Source organism: Ensifer sp. LC163 (genome assembly GCF_001695855.1).
Lineage (GTDB): Bacteria > Pseudomonadota > Alphaproteobacteria > Rhizobiales > Rhizobiaceae > Ensifer.
Genome location: NZ_MBSS01000001.1, coordinates 606,669 through 623,097 on the forward strand (window position 1 = coordinate 606,669; position 16,429 = coordinate 623,097).

17 protein-coding genes are annotated in these 16,429 nt (G+C 62.1%); 10 read left to right on the top strand and 7 right to left on the bottom strand.

What is annotated here, in order from left to right; all coding sequences use genetic code 11:
* Window positions 1-62 precede the first annotated feature (62 nt).
* The 3 genes from BC360_RS02980 to BC360_RS02995 form a co-directional block, all read right to left on the bottom strand.
* Entirely contained in the window at window positions 63-455 is a 393-nt protein-coding gene (locus BC360_RS02980; protein WP_139109900.1) for a DUF779 domain-containing protein, read from the bottom strand.
* A gap of 131 nt (window positions 456-586) precedes the next feature.
* The gene (gene adh / locus BC360_RS02985; RefSeq protein ID WP_065786363.1) at window positions 587-2,095 is read right to left on the bottom strand and encodes an aldehyde dehydrogenase; all 1,509 of its coding nucleotides are present in this window, start codon (window positions 2,093-2,095) and stop codon (window positions 587-589) included.
* Window positions 2,096-2,449: 354 nt separating this feature from the next.
* A complete protein-coding gene (locus tag BC360_RS02995; RefSeq protein WP_065794155.1) occupies window positions 2,450-3,406 on the bottom strand; it encodes a helix-turn-helix domain-containing protein in 957 nt (318 codons plus the stop codon).
* Between the two features lie 351 nt (window positions 3,407-3,757).
* Here BC360_RS02995 and BC360_RS03000 point away from each other — a divergent pair, with 351 nt between their 5' ends.
* The 6 genes from BC360_RS03000 to BC360_RS03025 all read left to right on the top strand — a co-directional run bounded on the left by BC360_RS03000 (window position 3,758) and on the right by BC360_RS03025 (window position 10,447).
* The gene (locus tag BC360_RS03000; RefSeq protein ID WP_065794290.1) at window positions 3,758-4,939 is read left to right on the top strand and encodes a benzoate/H(+) symporter BenE family transporter; all 1,182 of its coding nucleotides are present in this window, start codon (window positions 3,758-3,760) and stop codon (window positions 4,937-4,939) included.
* A gap of 246 nt (window positions 4,940-5,185) precedes the next feature.
* Window positions 5,186-5,794 (top strand): 50S ribosomal protein L25/general stress protein Ctc, encoded by a 609-nt coding sequence (locus BC360_RS03005; protein ID WP_065786361.1) that lies wholly within the window; start codon window positions 5,186-5,188, stop codon window positions 5,792-5,794.
* Window positions 5,795-6,071: 277 nt separating this feature from the next.
* Entirely contained in the window at window positions 6,072-8,444 is a 2,373-nt protein-coding gene (locus tag BC360_RS03010) for a putative bifunctional diguanylate cyclase/phosphodiesterase (RefSeq protein WP_065794156.1), read from the top strand.
* A gap of 30 nt (window positions 8,445-8,474) precedes the next feature.
* Complete coding sequence (locus tag BC360_RS03015) at window positions 8,475-9,209, top strand: substrate-binding periplasmic protein (protein ID WP_065786359.1); 735 nt, start codon at window positions 8,475-8,477, stop codon at window positions 9,207-9,209.
* Between the two features lie 62 nt (window positions 9,210-9,271).
* Window positions 9,272-9,991: an aminoacyl-tRNA hydrolase gene (gene pth / locus BC360_RS03020; protein WP_065786358.1), complete on the top strand. Its 720-nt coding sequence runs from the start codon at window positions 9,272-9,274 to the stop codon at window positions 9,989-9,991.
* A gap of 3 nt (window positions 9,992-9,994) precedes the next feature.
* The gene (locus tag BC360_RS03025; RefSeq protein WP_065794157.1) at window positions 9,995-10,447 is read left to right on the top strand and encodes a GNAT family N-acetyltransferase; all 453 of its coding nucleotides are present in this window, start codon (window positions 9,995-9,997) and stop codon (window positions 10,445-10,447) included.
* A 3-nt stretch (window positions 10,448-10,450) separates the two neighbouring features.
* Here BC360_RS03025 and clpS read toward each other — a convergent pair whose 3' ends face one another.
* Together clpS and BC360_RS03035 are read right to left on the bottom strand one after the other, a co-directional pair.
* On the bottom strand, window positions 10,451-10,762 hold the full coding sequence (gene clpS, locus BC360_RS03030) for an ATP-dependent Clp protease adapter ClpS (protein WP_065786356.1): 312 nt from the start codon (window positions 10,760-10,762) through the stop codon (window positions 10,451-10,453).
* A 180-nt stretch (window positions 10,763-10,942) separates the two neighbouring features.
* Entirely contained in the window at window positions 10,943-11,479 is a 537-nt protein-coding gene (locus BC360_RS03035) for a hypothetical protein (protein WP_208858143.1), read from the bottom strand.
* Window positions 11,480-11,703: 224 nt separating this feature from the next.
* On the opposite strand from BC360_RS03035, the gene ychF reads away from it, so the two are divergent.
* The gene (gene ychF / locus BC360_RS03040) at window positions 11,704-12,807 is read left to right on the top strand and encodes a redox-regulated ATPase YchF (protein WP_065786355.1); all 1,104 of its coding nucleotides are present in this window, start codon (window positions 11,704-11,706) and stop codon (window positions 12,805-12,807) included.
* A 9-nt stretch (window positions 12,808-12,816) separates the two neighbouring features.
* On the opposite strand, the gene BC360_RS03045 is transcribed toward ychF, so the two are convergent.
* Complete coding sequence (locus tag BC360_RS03045; protein WP_065794291.1) at window positions 12,817-13,920, bottom strand: hypothetical protein; 1,104 nt, start codon at window positions 13,918-13,920, stop codon at window positions 12,817-12,819.
* Between the two features lie 252 nt (window positions 13,921-14,172).
* Between BC360_RS03045 and BC360_RS03050 the strand changes: the two genes are divergently transcribed.
* The 3 genes from BC360_RS03050 to BC360_RS03060 all read left to right on the top strand — a co-directional run bounded on the left by BC360_RS03050 (window position 14,173) and on the right by BC360_RS03060 (window position 15,573).
* Window positions 14,173-14,625 (top strand): MaoC family dehydratase, encoded by a 453-nt coding sequence (locus BC360_RS03050; RefSeq protein ID WP_065794159.1) that lies wholly within the window; start codon window positions 14,173-14,175, stop codon window positions 14,623-14,625.
* The gene (locus BC360_RS03055) at window positions 14,625-15,095 is read left to right on the top strand and encodes a MaoC family dehydratase (protein ID WP_083222398.1); all 471 of its coding nucleotides are present in this window, start codon (window positions 14,625-14,627) and stop codon (window positions 15,093-15,095) included. Before BC360_RS03050 ends, BC360_RS03055 begins: the two co-directional genes overlap by 1 nt.
* 265 nt (window positions 15,096-15,360) lie before the next feature.
* Window positions 15,361-15,573 (top strand): hypothetical protein, encoded by a 213-nt coding sequence (locus BC360_RS03060; protein ID WP_065786353.1) that lies wholly within the window; start codon window positions 15,361-15,363, stop codon window positions 15,571-15,573.
* Window positions 15,574-15,577: 4 nt separating this feature from the next.
* On the opposite strand, the gene BC360_RS03065 is transcribed toward BC360_RS03060, so the two are convergent.
* A complete protein-coding gene (locus BC360_RS03065; RefSeq protein ID WP_065786352.1) occupies window positions 15,578-16,123 on the bottom strand; it encodes an adenine phosphoribosyltransferase in 546 nt (181 codons plus the stop codon).
* Window positions 16,124-16,429 lie beyond the last annotated feature (306 nt).

Below are 16,429 nucleotides of genomic sequence, written 5' to 3' on the forward strand. Positions count from 1 at the left end.
GCGGTCGCGAATGCCGCGAGACAGAGGACACGGCCGTCAGGTCACGCTGACGGAAGGAGCGGTCATGCGCCGGCGCTTGTCGTTGTGGTCGCCAGCGGGCAGGCTTCCGCGCCGTCAAATAGGCGCGAGCGCGTTAGAAACCGTCTCTCGCGGCCATTGTCGAGCGAGAACATCCCACCCCTGCCCGGCACCACGTCGATGATCAGTTGCGTGTGCTTCCAGACTTCGAACTGGCTGGCGCTGATATAGACCGGAACGCCGCCGATCTCGCCGAGCTTCACATCATGGTCGCCGACGATGTAGTCGTCGGCGGGATAACACATCGGCGACGAGCCGTCGCAGCAGCCACCCGACTGGTGAAACAGGATGTCCGGATGGTCGCGCCGGATTTCGGCGATGAAATCTAGCGCCGCGTCGGTCGCCAGCACGCGCGGTTCGGTGGCGGCCATGTCCAACCTCCTTGCGCAGGCCCTGCGCATTGCGGTTTCAAAGAGAGGGTGGACCGAGGGCGAGAGCTGGAAAAGAGCCCTCGGCCGCACCCGGGAGGCCCTCTCCGCCAAAAGCGAAGAGGGAAACGTGCAATGGCTCAGAAGAAGCCGAGCGCCTTCGGGCTGTAGCTGACCAGCATGTTCTTGGTCTGCTGGTAGTGGTCGAGCATCATCTTGTGGGTCTCGCGGCCGATACCCGATTGCTTGTAGCCGCCAAAGGCCGCATGGGCCGGATAGGCATGATAGCAATTGGTCCACACGCGCCCTGCCTGGATCTCGCGACCGAAGCGGTAGCAACGATTGGCATCACGGCTCCAGACACCGGCGCCGAGGCCGTAGAGCGTATCGTTGGCGATCTCCAACGCTTCGGCTTCCGTCTTGAACGTGGTCACGGACACCACCGGCCCGAAGATCTCCTCCTGGAACACCCGCATCTTGTTGTGCCCGCGGAAGACGGTCGGCTTGACGTAGAAGCCTTCCGCCAGCTCGCCTTCAAGCACGTTGCGGCCGCCGCCGGTCAACACTTCAGCGCCCTCCTGCCTGCCGATGTCGATATAGGAGAGGATCTTTTCGAGCTGCTCACTCGACGCCTGCGCACCGATCATCGTGGCGCTGTCGAGTGGATTGCCCTGGCGGATCGCTTCGACCCGCTTCAGCGCCCGTTCCATGAAGCGGTCATAGATGCTTTCCTGAACAAGGGCCCGGCTCGGGCAGGTGCAGACTTCGCCCTGGTTGAGCGCGAACATCGCGAACCCTTCGAGCGCCTTGTCGAAATAGTCGTCATCCTCGGCAAGCACGTCGGCAAAGAAGATGTTCGGCGACTTGCCGCCAAGCTCGAGCGTCACGGGAATGAGGTTCTGGCTGGCATATTGCATGATCAGCCGCCCGGTCGTCGTCTCGCCGGTAAAGGCGATCTTGGCGATGCGCGGGCTTGTGGCCAGCGGCTTGCCGGCTTCGAGACCGAAACCATTGACGATGTTGAGCACGCCGGCCGGCAGCAGGTCGCCGACGAGGTCCGCCCAGACCAGGATCGAGGCCGGTGTCTGTTCGGCCGGCTTCAGCACCACGCAGTTGCCGGCGGCAAGCGCCGGGGCAAGTTTCCACGCGGCCATCAGGATCGGAAAGTTCCAGGGGATGATCTGGCCGACGACGCCGAGCGGCTCGTGGAAGTGATAGGCGACCGTGTCATGGTCGATCTCGCCGATCGAGCCCTCCTGAGCGCGGATGCAGGCGGCGAAATAGCGGAAATGGTCGATCGCCAGCGGAATGTCGGCGGCCATGGTTTCGCGGATCGGCTTGCCGTTGTCGAAGGTCTCGGCCCGCGCCAGAAGCTCCAGATTGTCTTCCATGCGGCTGGCGATCTTCATCAGGATGTTCGACCGCTCGGCAGCCGAGGTGCGCGCCCATTTTTCCCTGACCGCATGGGCAGCATCAAGCGCAAGCTCGATATCGGCGGCATCGGAGCGCGCAACCTGGCAAAGCACGCCGCCGGTCACCGGGGTCGTATTGTCGAAGTAGCGCCCAGCCACCGGCTCGCGCCATTCGCCGCCGATGAAGTTGCCATATTTCTGCCTGAACGGGCTCTCGACGATCTTCTGATGCAACATGCTCATTCCTCCCTGTAAACCAGCAACCAAAGCTGTGGGAGGAAGGTGATGGCGAACGTGCGTCTTCGAAAGTGAGGCGCGGTCGCCTGCGACGCGATCTGTTTCAGAATTGAGACAGCTGGGCCCAAGTCACCGTGCTGCAATGCAGCAAGGAGAGGAACGTGTGATCGTTTGTCCGGTATCCGCCCCTCATCCGCCTGCCGGCACCTTCTCCCCGCAAGCAGGGAGAAGGCAGTCACGGCACTATCCCGTTCCCATTTCAAGCTCCGACCCGTGGTCGCCGCCGCCGGGCACGTCCCCTCGCCCCGCCTGCGGGGAGAGGGTTAGAGTGAGGGGCACTCTTTCAGCGTAGAATCAGTTGACCAAAAGCCGTTTCATCTTGCGATAGAGCGTCGCGCGGCTGATGCCGAGAAGTTCGGCCGCCATCGATACATTGCCATTGGCGCGCGACAGGACCCGCCGAAGGGCTGCCCGCTCGGCATCGGGAAGCTCGCTTCCATCTCCGGAAGGATCCTCCTTGAGAAGATCGGATGCCGGAATGCCCGACGCGATGCGTTTGTCGTCAAGCCCCAGCCATTGGCGCGCCGCCCGCGTCGCGCCCTGCACGAGATCGTCGCGATCGACCGCCAAGAGCGCCGGCCCGGCCCGGTCGACCGGCACGAGCACGATCCGCGATCCGGCAAAGGCGCGGCGGAAAAGTCCCGCCTCGATGCGTGCGGCGGCATCGCGCACTGCCTGTGACAGCAGCGAGATGGTGATTTCCGACGCGTCGTCGCGGCAGGTGGAGATATCGATCGCGGCCGCCAGCCGGCCGCGATGATCGCGGATCGGTGCGGTGGTGCAGCTGAGCCCAATATTGCTGCTGAGAAAATGCTGGTCGCGCTGGATGATGACGGCGCGCTCGTCGGCGATCGCCGTGCCGATGCCGTTGGTGCCGACACTCGCCTCGCTCCACACGGTTCCCGACCAGAGGCCGACGCCTCGGAAGTCCGCATCGTCACCGACAGCACCACGCCGCTCGAGCGCCACGCCCTTGTCGTCGGTCAGAAGCAGGCAGCAGCCAGCCTTGCCGACGGTCGCAAACAACCGGTCGAGTTCGCCGCCCGCTTCCGCGATCAACTCCGCCGATCTCTGACGGGCCAGTCGGAACTCGCTTTCGGAAAGTCTAAGCGGCGTGCGCCTGTCCTCAGGCGCTAGGCCATGGAGCGTCATGCAACGACGCCAGGAAGCAGCAACGGGCGAACTTGCAGCCGCCGACGACTGGTGCGCGACCTGATAAACATATTCCGTGTGATCCCTGACGGCAGGCATCGGTTTCCTCCCTGCAAGCGACGTCCGGCAACCGCAGGTCACGACCGCTCTCCCAAACGGCGGCCTGCTTTGGCCGCACTATAGGCATCGTTTACGGAAGAGGTCCAGTAAGACGAAGGTCCACGTTGAAGTGCGCATCAGCGCGTTTGATGCGTTCATCACGCTACTGCACAATTCCTTAAATCGGAATCGATTTAAGGAGAAAATTATGCAGCAAGTTTAAAGCCTTACAGCGTCCTTTGCGCGTCATATTTGACGCGCGGCGCTGTAGCGGTATCGACAGGCCGGCGGAATGTGATAGGCGAGTTCGAGCATCATCCGACGCGCATTCACAACAACCGGTTGCCAGCCATGCTTCGTGACTTCTCGCTCCAGAGCCTGTTCATGGGCCTCTTGATCGCCTTTGTCGGCTTCGCCAGCTCCTTCGCCGTCGTCCTTCACGGCCTTGGCGGCGTCGGCGCGGCGGAAGCACAGGCTGCGTCCGGGCTAATGGCGCTGTCGATCTCGATGGGCGTCTGCGCCGTCATCCTCAGCGCCGTCACGCGGCTGCCGGTCAGCATCGCCTGGTCGACGCCCGGCGCCGCCCTTCTCGCCAGCTCCGGTGTTGTCGAGGGCGGCTTCAACGCTGCCGTCGGCGCCTTCCTTGTCTGCGGCCTGCTCATCGTCGTTGCCGGCCTCTGGAAGCCGCTCGGCCGTATGGTCTCCTCCATTCCGGCCGCACTCGCAAATGCCATGCTGGCCGGCGTCCTGCTCAGTCTCTGCTTTGCCCCGGTCAAGGCGATCGGCTTCAATCCGCTCTTCGGCCTGCCGATCCTCTTGGCCTGGGCGATCGTCGGCAGCGTCAACAAGCTCTATGCCGTGCCGGCGGCCTTGCTCGCCTTCGTGCTCGTCATCGCCTTTGGCGTCGAAATGCCGGCCGATGCGTTTGCCGAACTGTCTTCGGCGCTGGTGCCGCGGCCGGAGTTCGTCATGCCGTCCTTCACGACCGCGGCGATGATCAGCATCGCGCTGCCGCTGTTCATCGTCACCATGGCGTCGCAGAACATTCCCGGCATCGCCGTGATGAAGGTCAACGACTATAATCCCACCCCCGGCCCGCTGTTTGCGACGACCGGCCTGTTTTCGATGCTGAGTGCCCCCTTCGGCGGCCATGCCGTCAATCTTGCGGCCATCACCGCCGCCATGGGGGCTGGTGCCGACAGTCACCCGGACCCAGCCAGGCGTTATTGGTCGACGATCAATGCCGGTATCTTCTATGTCATCTTCGGCCTGCTTGCCGGCGCCGTCACCACCTTCGTCAATCTCGCGCCGTCGGTGCTGATCGAGGCGGTCGCCGGTCTCGCCCTCGTCGGTGCCTTCGCCGGTTCCGCCATGGCAGCCTTCACCGACGCCAGGACGCGCGAGGCGGCCGCAATCACCTTCCTGGTGACCGCCTCAGGCGTCAGTTTCGGCGGCGTCTCGGGTGCCTTCTGGGGCCTGATCGCCGGCGGCCTGATGCTGGCGCTTGCGCGCTTCACACGCAAAAAGGCCTGAGCGCGCCGCGCCCGCGACGCGGCATCGCTATTTGATTTCGCGCATGTCGTTATCGCAAAACCGCTGTGCACTTTTGCGCGACATGCTTTAAAACCGCGGCAAAGCTTGCATTTGCGGGTGATCTCGTCTATGCACCGCCCGTCCGCGTAGACACCCTTGGAGGCAACGCGGATGAAGCCCATGCGGCTTCGGTTTTTCCGCCATTGCGGATGAACTCTCCAGAATTAGACATAGAAAGGTCTACCCATGAGCCACGCAACTTATGAGCTCAAGGCCGAGACGCGCGAACGGGTTGGTAAGGGGTCCTCCCGTGAACTTCGTCGCAACGGTCTTATCCCGGCTGTCATCTACGGTGACAAGCAGGCCCCCATCTCGATCGCGCTGTCCACCAAGGATGTGACGATGAAGATCCACGCCGGCGGTTTCATGACCACCGTCGCGGTCATCGAAGTCAACGGCGAAAAGATCCGCGTCCTGCCGAAGGACTACCAGCTGGATCCGGTCCGCGACTTCACCATGCACGTTGACTTCCTGCGCGTCTCCAAGGACAGCAAGGTCACCGTTCAGGTTCCGGTTCACTTCGTCAACGAAGAGAAGTCCCCAGGCCTCAAGGCTGGCGGCGTTCTCAACATCGTTCGCCACGACGTCGAACTGGCCGTTGCTGCCGACGACATTCCGGAATTCCTGACTGTTGACCTGTCCGGTCACAAGGTCGGCGACGCGATTCACATCTCCGACATCAAGCTGCCGAAGGGCGCGACCCCGGTTATCACCGACCGCGACTTCACGGTTGCGACGATCGCTGCTCCGGCTGGCGGTCTGAAGGAAGAAGCCGAAGGCGAAGCAGAAGCCTGATTCACCTCAAGGTGAAGCGGCAATCCGGCAGCTGCCGGATACCCTGCAATACCCATTGAAAGGCCCGCCCCGTCAAACGGGCGGGCCTTTTGCGTTGAACGCGCCCGTTGCCGTGCTGTCACTGCCGGATAATCGAGCCAGCCTCTCACCAATTGTCATGTAGCAATTTCAGCAACATTTAAGGTTTTGATGATGTTCTTGCAGCGGGGAAATTGTAGGCAAGCGTCTTAAGAGAATCCGAAATGACAAGAGTGGCAACGCCTGGGGGATGCGTCCAATGATGCATTCCGTCGAGAACCGATTTATTGCGATTGTCTGCGGTGCAATGCTGGTTTTCGTTGCCCCTCTCTTCGTGCTCTTCCTCAGCATTTCCAGCGAACGCATCGCACGCGAGCGTCTGCACAACATCGAGCTTCTGATGGGTGCCAGCGCTGAAGCGCTGGGCAAGCCGATCTGGGATTTCGACAGCGACGGCATCAAGCGCATCGCCCGCTCGCTGATGAACGACACCGATATTCTCGCAGTCACGATCCGCGACACCTCCGGCTCGATCCTCGCGCAGATGCCCTCCGGCGGTCTCGGCATCGACAGCGACAGCCGTACGCTGAAAACGCCCATTTCCTTCGACTCGATCGACGGCCTCAAGGCAATCGGCAGCCTCGAAGTGCACGCGCCGACACCCGGCCTGCTGTCGCAGTTCAGCAAGGACGAGCTGGCGATCCTCGCCATCCTGCTGATCGCCGTTGCCACCGTCTTTGCCGCCGCGCTCATCGGCAACCGCTTCACCGTCATCCGCCCGCTGATGCGCCTGACGGCCGCCATCGAGGCGACGCGGCGCTTAGGCTCGCGCCACCGGGTCGACTGGACAGCCGACGACGAAATGGGCGCGCTGGCCGCCAATTTCAACGAGATGCAGGACCGGCTCGAACGCGAGTCGATGGAACTGAAGAGCGCGCATGAGCGCGCCACCGACATTTACAACCTGACCCCGGCGATGCTGTTTTCGCTCGATACCGACAACCGTCTCTGCGCCGTCAGCGACTATTGGCTGCTGGCAACCGGCTATGCCCGCGAACAGGTGATCGGCGAAGACTTCACCGACTTCATCGATCCGCACTGGCACGAGACCTATCGCAGCCACGCCAAGGCGATCGCCGTCGGCGACCACAACATCTGCGAGGTTACCGTCCCCTTCCGCAAGGCCGACGGCGAGTTCATGACCGTGCTGATCCTCGAGACGGAAACGACGGGGGACGGCGACCTGTCGCTGTCCGTCATGACCGACGTCACTGCGTTGAAGCAGGCCGAAAGCCGCAACCACGCCCAGGCGATCACCGATCACCTGACCGGCCTTCTCAACCGCCAGGGCTTTGAGGCGGCTCTCGACGAGGCGATCATTACCGCCGATGCCTGCGGCATCCAGGTGGGCTGCCTGTTCATCGACCTCGACCGCTTCAAGTGGATCAACGACAATTTCGGCCATGCTGCCGGCGACGAGGTTCTGCGCCAAACCGTCGAGTTGATCCGCGCCACGCTGCGCCCTGACGACATTATGTCCCGCCTCGGCGGCGACGAGTTCGCGATCCTGGTTTCGGACATGGATGCCGCGACGCTTGCGTCCGAAATCGGCGAGCGCATCGTCAATGCCCTGCGCGAGCCCATGCACATTGCCGGCAACGAGCTTTTCGTCAGCGCCAGCGTCGGCATCTCGGTTTATCCCGAGCACGCCGAAAACGCGTCTGACCTGCTGCTCAAGGCCGATATGGCGATGTATGCCCGCAAGCGCGACGGCAAGAACGGCCTGCAGGTGTTCGACGCCAGCATGCTCGACACCGCCCGCGAGCGCCACGAGATCGAACAATGCATCGAAGCGGCCCTCAAGGACGATCACTTCGAGGCCTGGCTGCAGCCGATCGTCAGCCTCAGTGACGGCCAGATCGCCGGCTTCGAGGCGCTGATGCGCCTCAACCATCCGGAGAAGGGCGTCATGCCGCCCGGCAAGATCATCGGCATTGCCGAGGAAACGGGAACGATCGCCCGCATCGGCGACTGCATCCTCGAAAAGGCAATTCGGCATCTGGCTGATATCTCCGCCCTCGACGGCACGCAGAACACCTATCTCGCGGTGAATTTCTCGCCGCTGCAGTTCGAGCTGACGCTGCCGCACAAGCTCGCAGCACTTCTCCTCAAGCACCATATTTCGCCGAACCGGATCGTCATCGAAATCACCGAAGCGGTGCTGATGCTCGACAATCCCGAAGTGCATGCGGTGCTGAAGCAGCTCAACGAATTCGGCTGCCGGATCGCGCTCGACGATTTCGGAACGGGCTATTCGTCGCTGAGCTACCTCAACCGTTTCCCGGTCGATATCGTCAAGGTCGACCAGTCCTTCACCCGTTCGCTCAGCTCCGGCACCGCCGATATCCGCCGCAAGAGCCGGATGCTGATCAAGGGCATCCGTACGATCTCGCATCAGATGGGCTGCACCGTGGTCGCCGAGGGCATCGAGACGAAGGAGCAATGGCAACTCCTGCGCAAGCTTGGTGTGGATTGTGGGCAGGGTTATCTCTTCAGCCGCCCCATGCCGATCGGCAAGATGCTGGCCATGTTGGAGAGCGACTCCGAAGTCAAGGCAAACACTCAAGGATAGCGGCCAGACACTGGCGCGAAGGAGCAAGGCGTGAAAGAGCTGATCCTGGCATTCTTCCTCGGCCTTTCCACCGCCGCCGAAGCCCAGACGATCAAATTCGTCACCGAGGATTATCCGCCCTACAACTTCTCGACCCCGAGCGGTGCGAGCGGTTCCTCGGTCGAGCAGGTGAGCGCGATCATGGAGGGGCTGAAGCTTCCCTATACGATCGAGGTTCTGCCCTGGGCGCGGGCCTTCATGCTGGCCGAAACCGACGCGTCCTATTGCGTTTTCACCACCGGCCGCAACGCCGAGCGCGACAAGCTGTTCCAATGGGTGCAGCCGCTACTTGTCGACCATATGATCATGGTCCGCCGCAAGGGATCGGACATCGCCCCGAGTACCATCGATGCGGCAAAACGGTTCACGATCGGCACCCAACGGGAAGATTTTTCCGCCACCTACCTCATGGAACATGGCTTTCAGAAGATCGACTACGCGACCAACCTGGACTCGACCCTGAAGAAGCTGATCGCCGGCCGCATCGACCTGATGATGACGTCGGAGAAGACCTTCGAAAGCATGCGGGCCGAGGGCAAGCCCGTCGAGGCGGCGCTGATGCTGGAAGGAAAGTACTACGGCATCGCCTGCCACCGCGACATGGACAGGGAAACGGTCGAGAAGATGCAGCGCCAACTCGACCGCCTGATCGGCAACGGCACCCAGGATGCAATCTTCGAACGCTACGGCGTCCGGCCGAGCGGAAGCGTGCAGGCAACGAAATAAGGATTGACTCTGGTGGCGTTTCGCGCTCGTGAAGCGGGGAAAGCCCGACGGAGCGTAACGACATGCAGATCATCGCAGGACTTGGCAATCCAGGTTCGAAATATGCCTCAAACCGCCACAACATCGGTTTCATGGCTGTCGACGTCATCCATCGCCGCCACGGCTTTTCCGCCTGGTCGAAGAAGTTCAAGTCCGAGATCGCCGAAGGCGAAATCGGCGGTGAGCGCGTTCTCCTGATGAAGCCGCAGACCTTCATGAACCTCTCAGGCGAGGCGGTCGGGGAGGCCATGCGCTTCTACAAGCTGCACCCGAAGGACATCACCGTCATCTATGACGAGCTGGACCTGCCGGCGGCAAAGGCGCGCATCAAGGTCGGCGGCGGCCACGGCGGGCACAACGGCATCAAATCGATCGACGCCCATTGCGGCAAGGAATATCGGCGCATGCGGCTCGGCATCGGCCATCCCGGCGTCAAGGATCTCGTCCACGCCCATGTGCTCGGCGATTTCGCCAAGGCGGACCAGGCCTGGCTGGTGCCGCTGCTCGACGCCATCGCCGACAATGCCGACATGCTGGTGCGTGGCGAGGATTCGCAGATCCTCAACAAGATCGCGCTTGCGACCGGCGGCAAGCCGGACGAGGACAAGCCCCAGGCGCCAAAAAAGCAGGGCGCTCAATCTCATATCCATCAGGCCCGCAATTCCGCACAGCCCAAGAAGCTGCCGACGAGCGGCCCGATGGCCGACATGCTGAAAAAACTGTTCGGCCCGAAAGGAGACTGAGGCGTGTCACCCTCGCCCTTCGCCATTCGCGCCGCATCGGCAGGCGACCTGCCCGGACTTCTTGCGCTTTATGGCGAACTGAACCCGGACGACCCGGCGCTCGACGCCGCACTGGCCGCCGATCGTTTTTCGACGATCCTTGCTCAGCCCGGCATGACGATTTTCATTGGCCTTGCCGGCGACATCGCGGCCGCATCGGTCACATCAGTCGTCGTGCCGAACCTGACGCGGGGCGGCGCACCCTATGCCCTCATCGAAAAGGTCGTGACGTCAGCCGCCTTTCGCCGACGGGGCTTTGCCAGCGCACTGATCAGCCACGCGATGGCCGAAGCCTGGGCCGCCGGCTGCTACAAGGTAATGTTGCTGACGGGATCGAAGGATCCCGCGACACTGCGCTTCTATGCGAATTGCGGCTTCCGGCAGGACAAAACAGGCTATCAGATCCGGCGTCCCTGACCGTCACTCCTCCGGCTCGGTCATGAACATCAGGGGGAAGCCGGCGTCCTTGGCGAGATCGGTCGCCTCCTTGGCCTTGGTCTCGGCGATATCGCGCACGCAGACGACGACGACGGAAACCCCGAGCTTGTGCGCCGTCATCATCACCCGGTAGCCTGCCTCCTCGCTCATGTGGAACACCGCCTTCAGCACCGTGACGACGAAGTCGCGCGGCGTGTAGTCGTCGTTGACGAGAATGACCTTGTAGAGTTTCGGCCGTTCAAGCTTCGGTTTCGGCTTCAGCTTCGGTTTTGCGGCAAGATCGTCGTCACTCATCGGAAATCCACCCGTTGATGACAGGAAAGCGATCACGGTCGCCAGCCGCCACACTATCCTATGCGGACGCGCTGCGATCAAGCAAAAGCCGGGCGCCGGGCATCGTACCCGCTCGGAAAGCCCATACGGCGCACTCCATTTGCCATGGCCGCATTTGCCATGGCCGCGCCGCGATGCGCATTACCTGCCGCTTTGATAACCGACGAACATTTTCGCCGCCTCATCATAGCCGCGAGCCCGATCCAGTGCCGCCGCCGGCGTCTGCCGCCGCGCGAGAAGCGCGTGGAAGAAGCAGTGCACGAACAGCGGCGCGTCCGCGCCCTCGGGCGAACCGTCCGGAGCGACATAAAGAGCCGCTCGCCCACGCCCGACGAACGCATCGCCGAAAACCCTGCCGCCGGTTTCGCACGCGGTGCTGAGGATCACCTTGCCGTCAAGCCGGGCGTGTTCGGCAATGACCGAAGGCGGCATACTGTCTTCGACCAGCATCGACGTATCGATGCCCTCGCAATACTCACCGAAGACGAAGCCATTGTCGTCACCGTGGCCGCAGATAACGACGTATTGGTGCACGAGGTCGCCAGCGCCGATCAAGGTGAGAAAATCCCGCGGCGTGCCCGGCAAATGCAGGGTGACGACGGCACCGAGACTTTCCAATGTCGCGCGGATGAGCAAGGCCTCTAGCGCATCGCCGATATCGACGACGGCTACCGGCACCCGCGGGAAATGAATTTCTGATCGATCAATTCCGGCACCCCCTCAGGCATGTCCTCAGCGCCGCGGAAAAGTCAGCGGTCTTCGAAGCGGATATGCGGCTCGACGCTCGTGGGTTCAACGGCCAAGACCCCTTATTTACCGTGAACAGGGCGTGCGCCCTTGACCAACCAGCGCCCTTCCCGCATAGGCACGCCAACGGAATTCAAGGATACGGACGAGACCCCATGGGCTTTAAATGCGGTATTGTCGGGCTGCCGAACGTCGGCAAGTCCACTCTCTTCAACGCGCTTACCAAGACGGCGGCGGCTCAGGCTGCCAACTATCCGTTCTGCACGATCGAGCCGAACACCGGCGAAGTCGCGGTTCCCGATCCGCGCATGCGCAAGCTGGCCGACATCGCCAAGTCGAAGGAAATCATCCCGACGCGCATCTCCTTCGTCGATATCGCCGGCCTGGTGCGCGGCGCGTCGAAGGGCGAAGGCCTCGGCAACCAGTTCCTCGCCAACATCCGCGAAGTGGATGCGGTGGTGCACGTGCTGCGCTGCTTCGAGGATGACGACATCACCCACGTCGAAGGCCGCATCCACCCGGTCGCCGATGCCGAGACGATCGAGACCGAACTGATGCTCGCCGACCTCGACAGCCTCGAGCGCCGCACCGAACAGACGCGCAAGCGCGCCGGCGGCAAGGACAAGGACTCCATGGCGCAGTTGCCGATCATGGAAGCCTCGCTGAAGCTGCTGCAGGACGGCAAGCCGGTACGCACGCTGCTTGAAAAGCTCGATGCCGAAGAACTGCGCATTCTGCAGGGCCTCAACCTCCTGACCGCTCATCCCGTGCTCTATGTCTGCAACGTCGCGGAAAGCGATGCCGGCGACGGCAACGAACACACCCGCGCGGTTGCCGAAATGGCTAAGGCGCAAGGCGCCGAAAGCGTCGTGATCTCGGCGGCGATCGAATCCGAAGTGGCACAGCTGCCGGAAGAGGAAGCCAAGGAGTTCCTGAGCGCGCTCGGCCTGGAAGAAGCCGGTCTCGACCGCCTGATCCGCGCCGGCTACAAGCTGCTCGACCTCATCACCTATTTCACCGTCGGCCCGAAGGAAACGCGCGCCTGGACGATCCAGCGCGGCACCAAGGCACCGCAGGCCGCCGGCGTCATCCACACCGACTTCGAACGCGGCTTCATCCGCGCCAACACCATCGCCTTCGACGACTACATCGCGCTCGGCGGCGAAGTCGGTGCCAAGGAAGCTGGCAAGGCCCGCGACGAAGGCAAGGAATACGTCGTCCAGGACGGCGACGTCATCCACTTCCGCTTCAACACGTAAGACATGAAATCACGACGCGGCATGCAGCCGCGTCGTGATCCCGGCCGGCAGAAGGTTCATCACCACGCGGCGCAGCCTCTGCCAGAAAATGCCGATGAACAGCACGGTAACGCCGACCACCGCGAAGGCGACGAAGACGTAGCTGTCCAGCGACGCGCCGCTCTTGCTCAACATCGTCCAGACCGCGCCGCCCAGCGACAACAGCCCTGAGGTGACGAAGGCGCGGCGGTCAATGACCAGCCCGGCCAGCATGAACAGGGCAACAATCAGAATGGCGGCCACCGCCTGACCGAAGCTGGCCTGCCCGTCCCACCATGTTCCGCCGCTGTTCGGCATGAAGACCAGCCCCATCATCGAGTAGAGCAGCGCCGGCGCCGCTGTGAGATGCAGCCAGAAAGCCGTGTCGGATCGCGACGTCACGCGCTGTGGATCGGAGACGTCGTAGCGCATGGCAACCGCGAACACCCCCAATGCTCCAATGAGCAGGATGGGCGGCAGGAGCGAGATATAGTCGTCGCTAGCAACATTGATGCCGAACCCGCTGTCGAGCGCGGATACGACAGACATCACCGCGATAGATGCGATCGACAGCACCAGGCCGGCCAGGGCCAGCGGAACGCGGTAGCGCCAGTAAAACAACGCCAGGGGTATCGGGAAAGCCGCGAGATACGTCAGTGCAAGGGTTTGAGGATGCCATTCATCCCGGTGTCCGCTCAACACGGCGTACGTCGCCATCGCAACCCAATGCACGAGCGCCAGTGTCAGCGCCACGGAGGGCAGCGCCAGCCGCTGGCGCCGCACCAGGATTTCCGCAAGCACGACAATCACCGGCAGCGTTGCGAACGGACCGCCCAGGCCCCAGAGGCCGATCAGGACCACCACGACGCCGATCGTGATCAGGATATCGTGAAATCCCCTGACGAACCGCGGCTGCTCGCTGTCTTCGGCCGCACATGCATCGAGAGCAACATCGTCCCGGTCTACGGCATCCGCTGCCACCGGCCCGAAGCTGATGCCGCGGTCGGTGAGATAGGCCTCGAGATCGCTCACCTGATGCGCGGAGATAATCCCTTTTTCGGCCGCTCCTGCGAGCGCCCTGTTCAGTTCGGTCACGAGCATTCCTCAATCAAAAAGGGGTCGATACATCCGTAAAACAGGTGGTTGCATGAACGACCGGCATGCGCAACCTGGAAATTCCTCGATACGGTCGTATCAACTGATGCGAGAGCGCCACGCGTCAAACGTGACGCATGAGGGACGCTGTAACGCCTGAAAGCGACTGCTCAATTTCCCGCTCAAATCGATTCCGATTTGAGAAATTATGCAGTACGTAAAGCGGCAGCAAATCAGACGGGACAACTCAGCATGCTGTATTTCGAGGATTTTTCGCAAGGGCGGCGCTTCGACTACAAACCAGTCGAAATGAAGCCCGCGGACATGGTTGCCTTTGCCCGCGAATTCGACCCGCAGCCGATGCACCTCGACGAGGAAGCCGGCAAGCGCAGCATCCTCGGTGGGCTCTCGGCCTCGGGCTGGCACACCAGCGCCGTTGGCATGCGCATGATGCTCGACGCCTTCATGGGCCAGTCCTCGTCTCAAGGTTCGCCCGGCATCGACTTCATGGACTGGAAGAAGCCGGTGATCGCGGGCGACGTTCTAACTGGCTTCAGCCAGGTGCTCGAAGCGCGCCGCTCGCAGTCCAAGCCGAGCCTCGGCATCGTCAGGTTTCGCAACGAAATCGTCAACCAGGCCGGTGAGCCGGTGGCGGTTTCGGAATGTTCCGTGCTCTTCCGTTGCCGCGACCAGGGTCAGAACTGATGATGACGATGGAGGAGTTTTACGCCACCGGCCGCAGGACCATCATCGGCAGCCTGACATTTACCGCTGACGACATCGTCCGTTTCGCCCGCGACTTCGATCCGCAGCCCTTTCATCTCGACGCCGAAGAAGCCCGGCATTCGCTCTTTGGCGGCCTGTGCGCGTCCGGCTGGCATACCTCCGCTGGATGGATGCAGTGTTTCGTCCGGTTCTGGAAGGATGAGCAACGGCGGCTTGCCGCCGAAGGCCTGCAGGCACCAAGGCTTGGCCCTTCGCCCGGTTTCCGCGATCTGAGATGGCTGACGCCGGTCTATGCCGGCGACACCGTGACCTATGCCGTGACGTTCCTCGAAAGCCGCACGCTTGCGTCGCGGCCGGGCTGGCGGATCAACAGCATCCTGTGCGAAGGCGAAAACCAGCACGGCGAAGCGGTGATCCGTTTCGAAAGCAAGGTGATCGAGTTCGTATAGAGCACTTCCCGGAAAAGGGCGAAGCGATTTTCCGTCCGGAAATGTGTAAAAACAAGGAGCTAGCGCGTTTCCGTGACGCTATCTAACGCGGAAACGCTCCAGAGCGTGAACGACCGTCGCCCATCCCAGAAGATGCGCGCTGCGGTTATTCCTTAAGTCGGGAACGATTTGGGCGTAAAATCCGTTCGGACTTTCAAAGCTCCACGCCAGTGGCCGGCAGGCCAACGCGCAGGCGAGCTTCGACAGGAGGAACGGAGAATTATCGATGGAAAAGACCCATGTTCGTGAACTGGCGGATGAGTATCTTCGCCTTGGAGGCCATCGCCGCGTGGCGATCGACGATAATGAAACCTCGATCAGAAGCTGGGAAAGCGAACCGCCGGAAGCCGACGCATTCTGGCGGAACAATGTGGAAACGCTTTCGCCGGCAACGCAGCGCGAGGTGCAGCTGATGCTGCCGACGATCAACCGGGCCTGAGCCCTTAGTGACCTTCGAATTCGATCAGCGTGCGGACGTTGACGCCGAGCGCTTCGAGCTTCTTGCGCCCGCCGAGTTCCGGCAGGTCGATCACGAAGCAGGCCGCGACGATATCGGCGCCCATCTGCTTCAACAGCTTGACGGCCGCCTCGGCCGTGCCGCCGGTCGCGATCAGGTCGTCGACCAGAATGACCTTCTCGCCAGGGCTGATCGCATCCTTGTGCATCTCCATCTCGTCGACGCCGTATTCGAGGCTATAGGCGATGCGCACCGTGTCGTGCGGCAGCTTGCCCTTCTTGCGGATTGGCACGAAGCCGGAGGAAAGCTGGTGCGCGATCGCGCCGCCGAGAATGAAACCGCGCGCCTCGATGCCGGCGATCTTGTCGATCTTGGTACCGGCATAGGGATGCACCAGTTCGTCGATCGCACGGCGGAACGCACGTGGATTTCCAAGCAGGGTGGTGATGTCGCGGAACATGACGCCCGGCTTCGGATAATCCGGAATGTTGCGGATGGCGGCGATCAGTTCCGATTGAACGGTGGTGGTCATGGGCAAAGAAGGCCTTTGTGTCTCTTGTTACCGCAAACCCATAACACCATCGACCCGCATGTCTATAACGGTTTCTTGCCCCGCGCCTACAGCGCCGCGCGTCAAGTATGACGCGCTAAGGACGCTGTAGCACTGCAAACTTGCTGTATAATTTTCTCCTTAAATCGATTCCGATTTAAGGGCTTATGCAGTCGCTGGAACAATTTGGCCGCTCCGGGGGTTGATGCTACGCTGGTGCCTACGGCACGCGGAGGAGATGGGCGTGCCGCCTGCCTCGCTTTGAGCTCACATCGGAAGGAGGAACAT

What these genes read in the sequence shown, in the direction of transcription:
- BC360_RS03050 (WP_065794159.1), top strand. Translation starts at nt 14,173, where the DNA reads ATGCTGTATTTCGAGGATTTTTCGCAAGGGCGGCGCTTCGACTACAAA.
- BC360_RS03055 (WP_083222398.1), top strand. Translation starts at nt 14,625, where the DNA reads ATGATGACGATGGAGGAGTTTTACGCCACCGGCCGCAGGACCATCATC.
- BC360_RS03000 (WP_065794290.1), top strand. Translation starts at nt 3,758, where the DNA reads ATGCTTCGTGACTTCTCGCTCCAGAGCCTGTTCATGGGCCTCTTGATC.
- adh (WP_065786363.1), bottom strand. Translation starts at nt 2,095, where the DNA reads ATGTTGCATCAGAAGATCGTCGAGAGCCCGTTCAGGCAGAAATATGGC.
- BC360_RS02995 (WP_065794155.1), bottom strand. Translation starts at nt 3,406, where the DNA reads ATGCCTGCCGTCAGGGATCACACGGAATATGTTTATCAGGTCGCGCAC.
- clpS (WP_065786356.1), bottom strand. Translation starts at nt 10,762, where the DNA reads ATGAGTGACGACGATCTTGCCGCAAAACCGAAGCTGAAGCCGAAACCG.
- BC360_RS03005 (WP_065786361.1), top strand. Translation starts at nt 5,186, where the DNA reads ATGAGCCACGCAACTTATGAGCTCAAGGCCGAGACGCGCGAACGGGTT.
- BC360_RS03010 (WP_065794156.1), top strand. Translation starts at nt 6,072, where the DNA reads ATGATGCATTCCGTCGAGAACCGATTTATTGCGATTGTCTGCGGTGCA.
- pth (WP_065786358.1), top strand. Translation starts at nt 9,272, where the DNA reads ATGCAGATCATCGCAGGACTTGGCAATCCAGGTTCGAAATATGCCTCA.
- BC360_RS03060 (WP_065786353.1), top strand. Translation starts at nt 15,361, where the DNA reads ATGGAAAAGACCCATGTTCGTGAACTGGCGGATGAGTATCTTCGCCTT.
- BC360_RS03065 (WP_065786352.1), bottom strand. Translation starts at nt 16,123, where the DNA reads ATGACCACCACCGTTCAATCGGAACTGATCGCCGCCATCCGCAACATT.
- ychF (WP_065786355.1), top strand. Translation starts at nt 11,704, where the DNA reads ATGGGCTTTAAATGCGGTATTGTCGGGCTGCCGAACGTCGGCAAGTCC.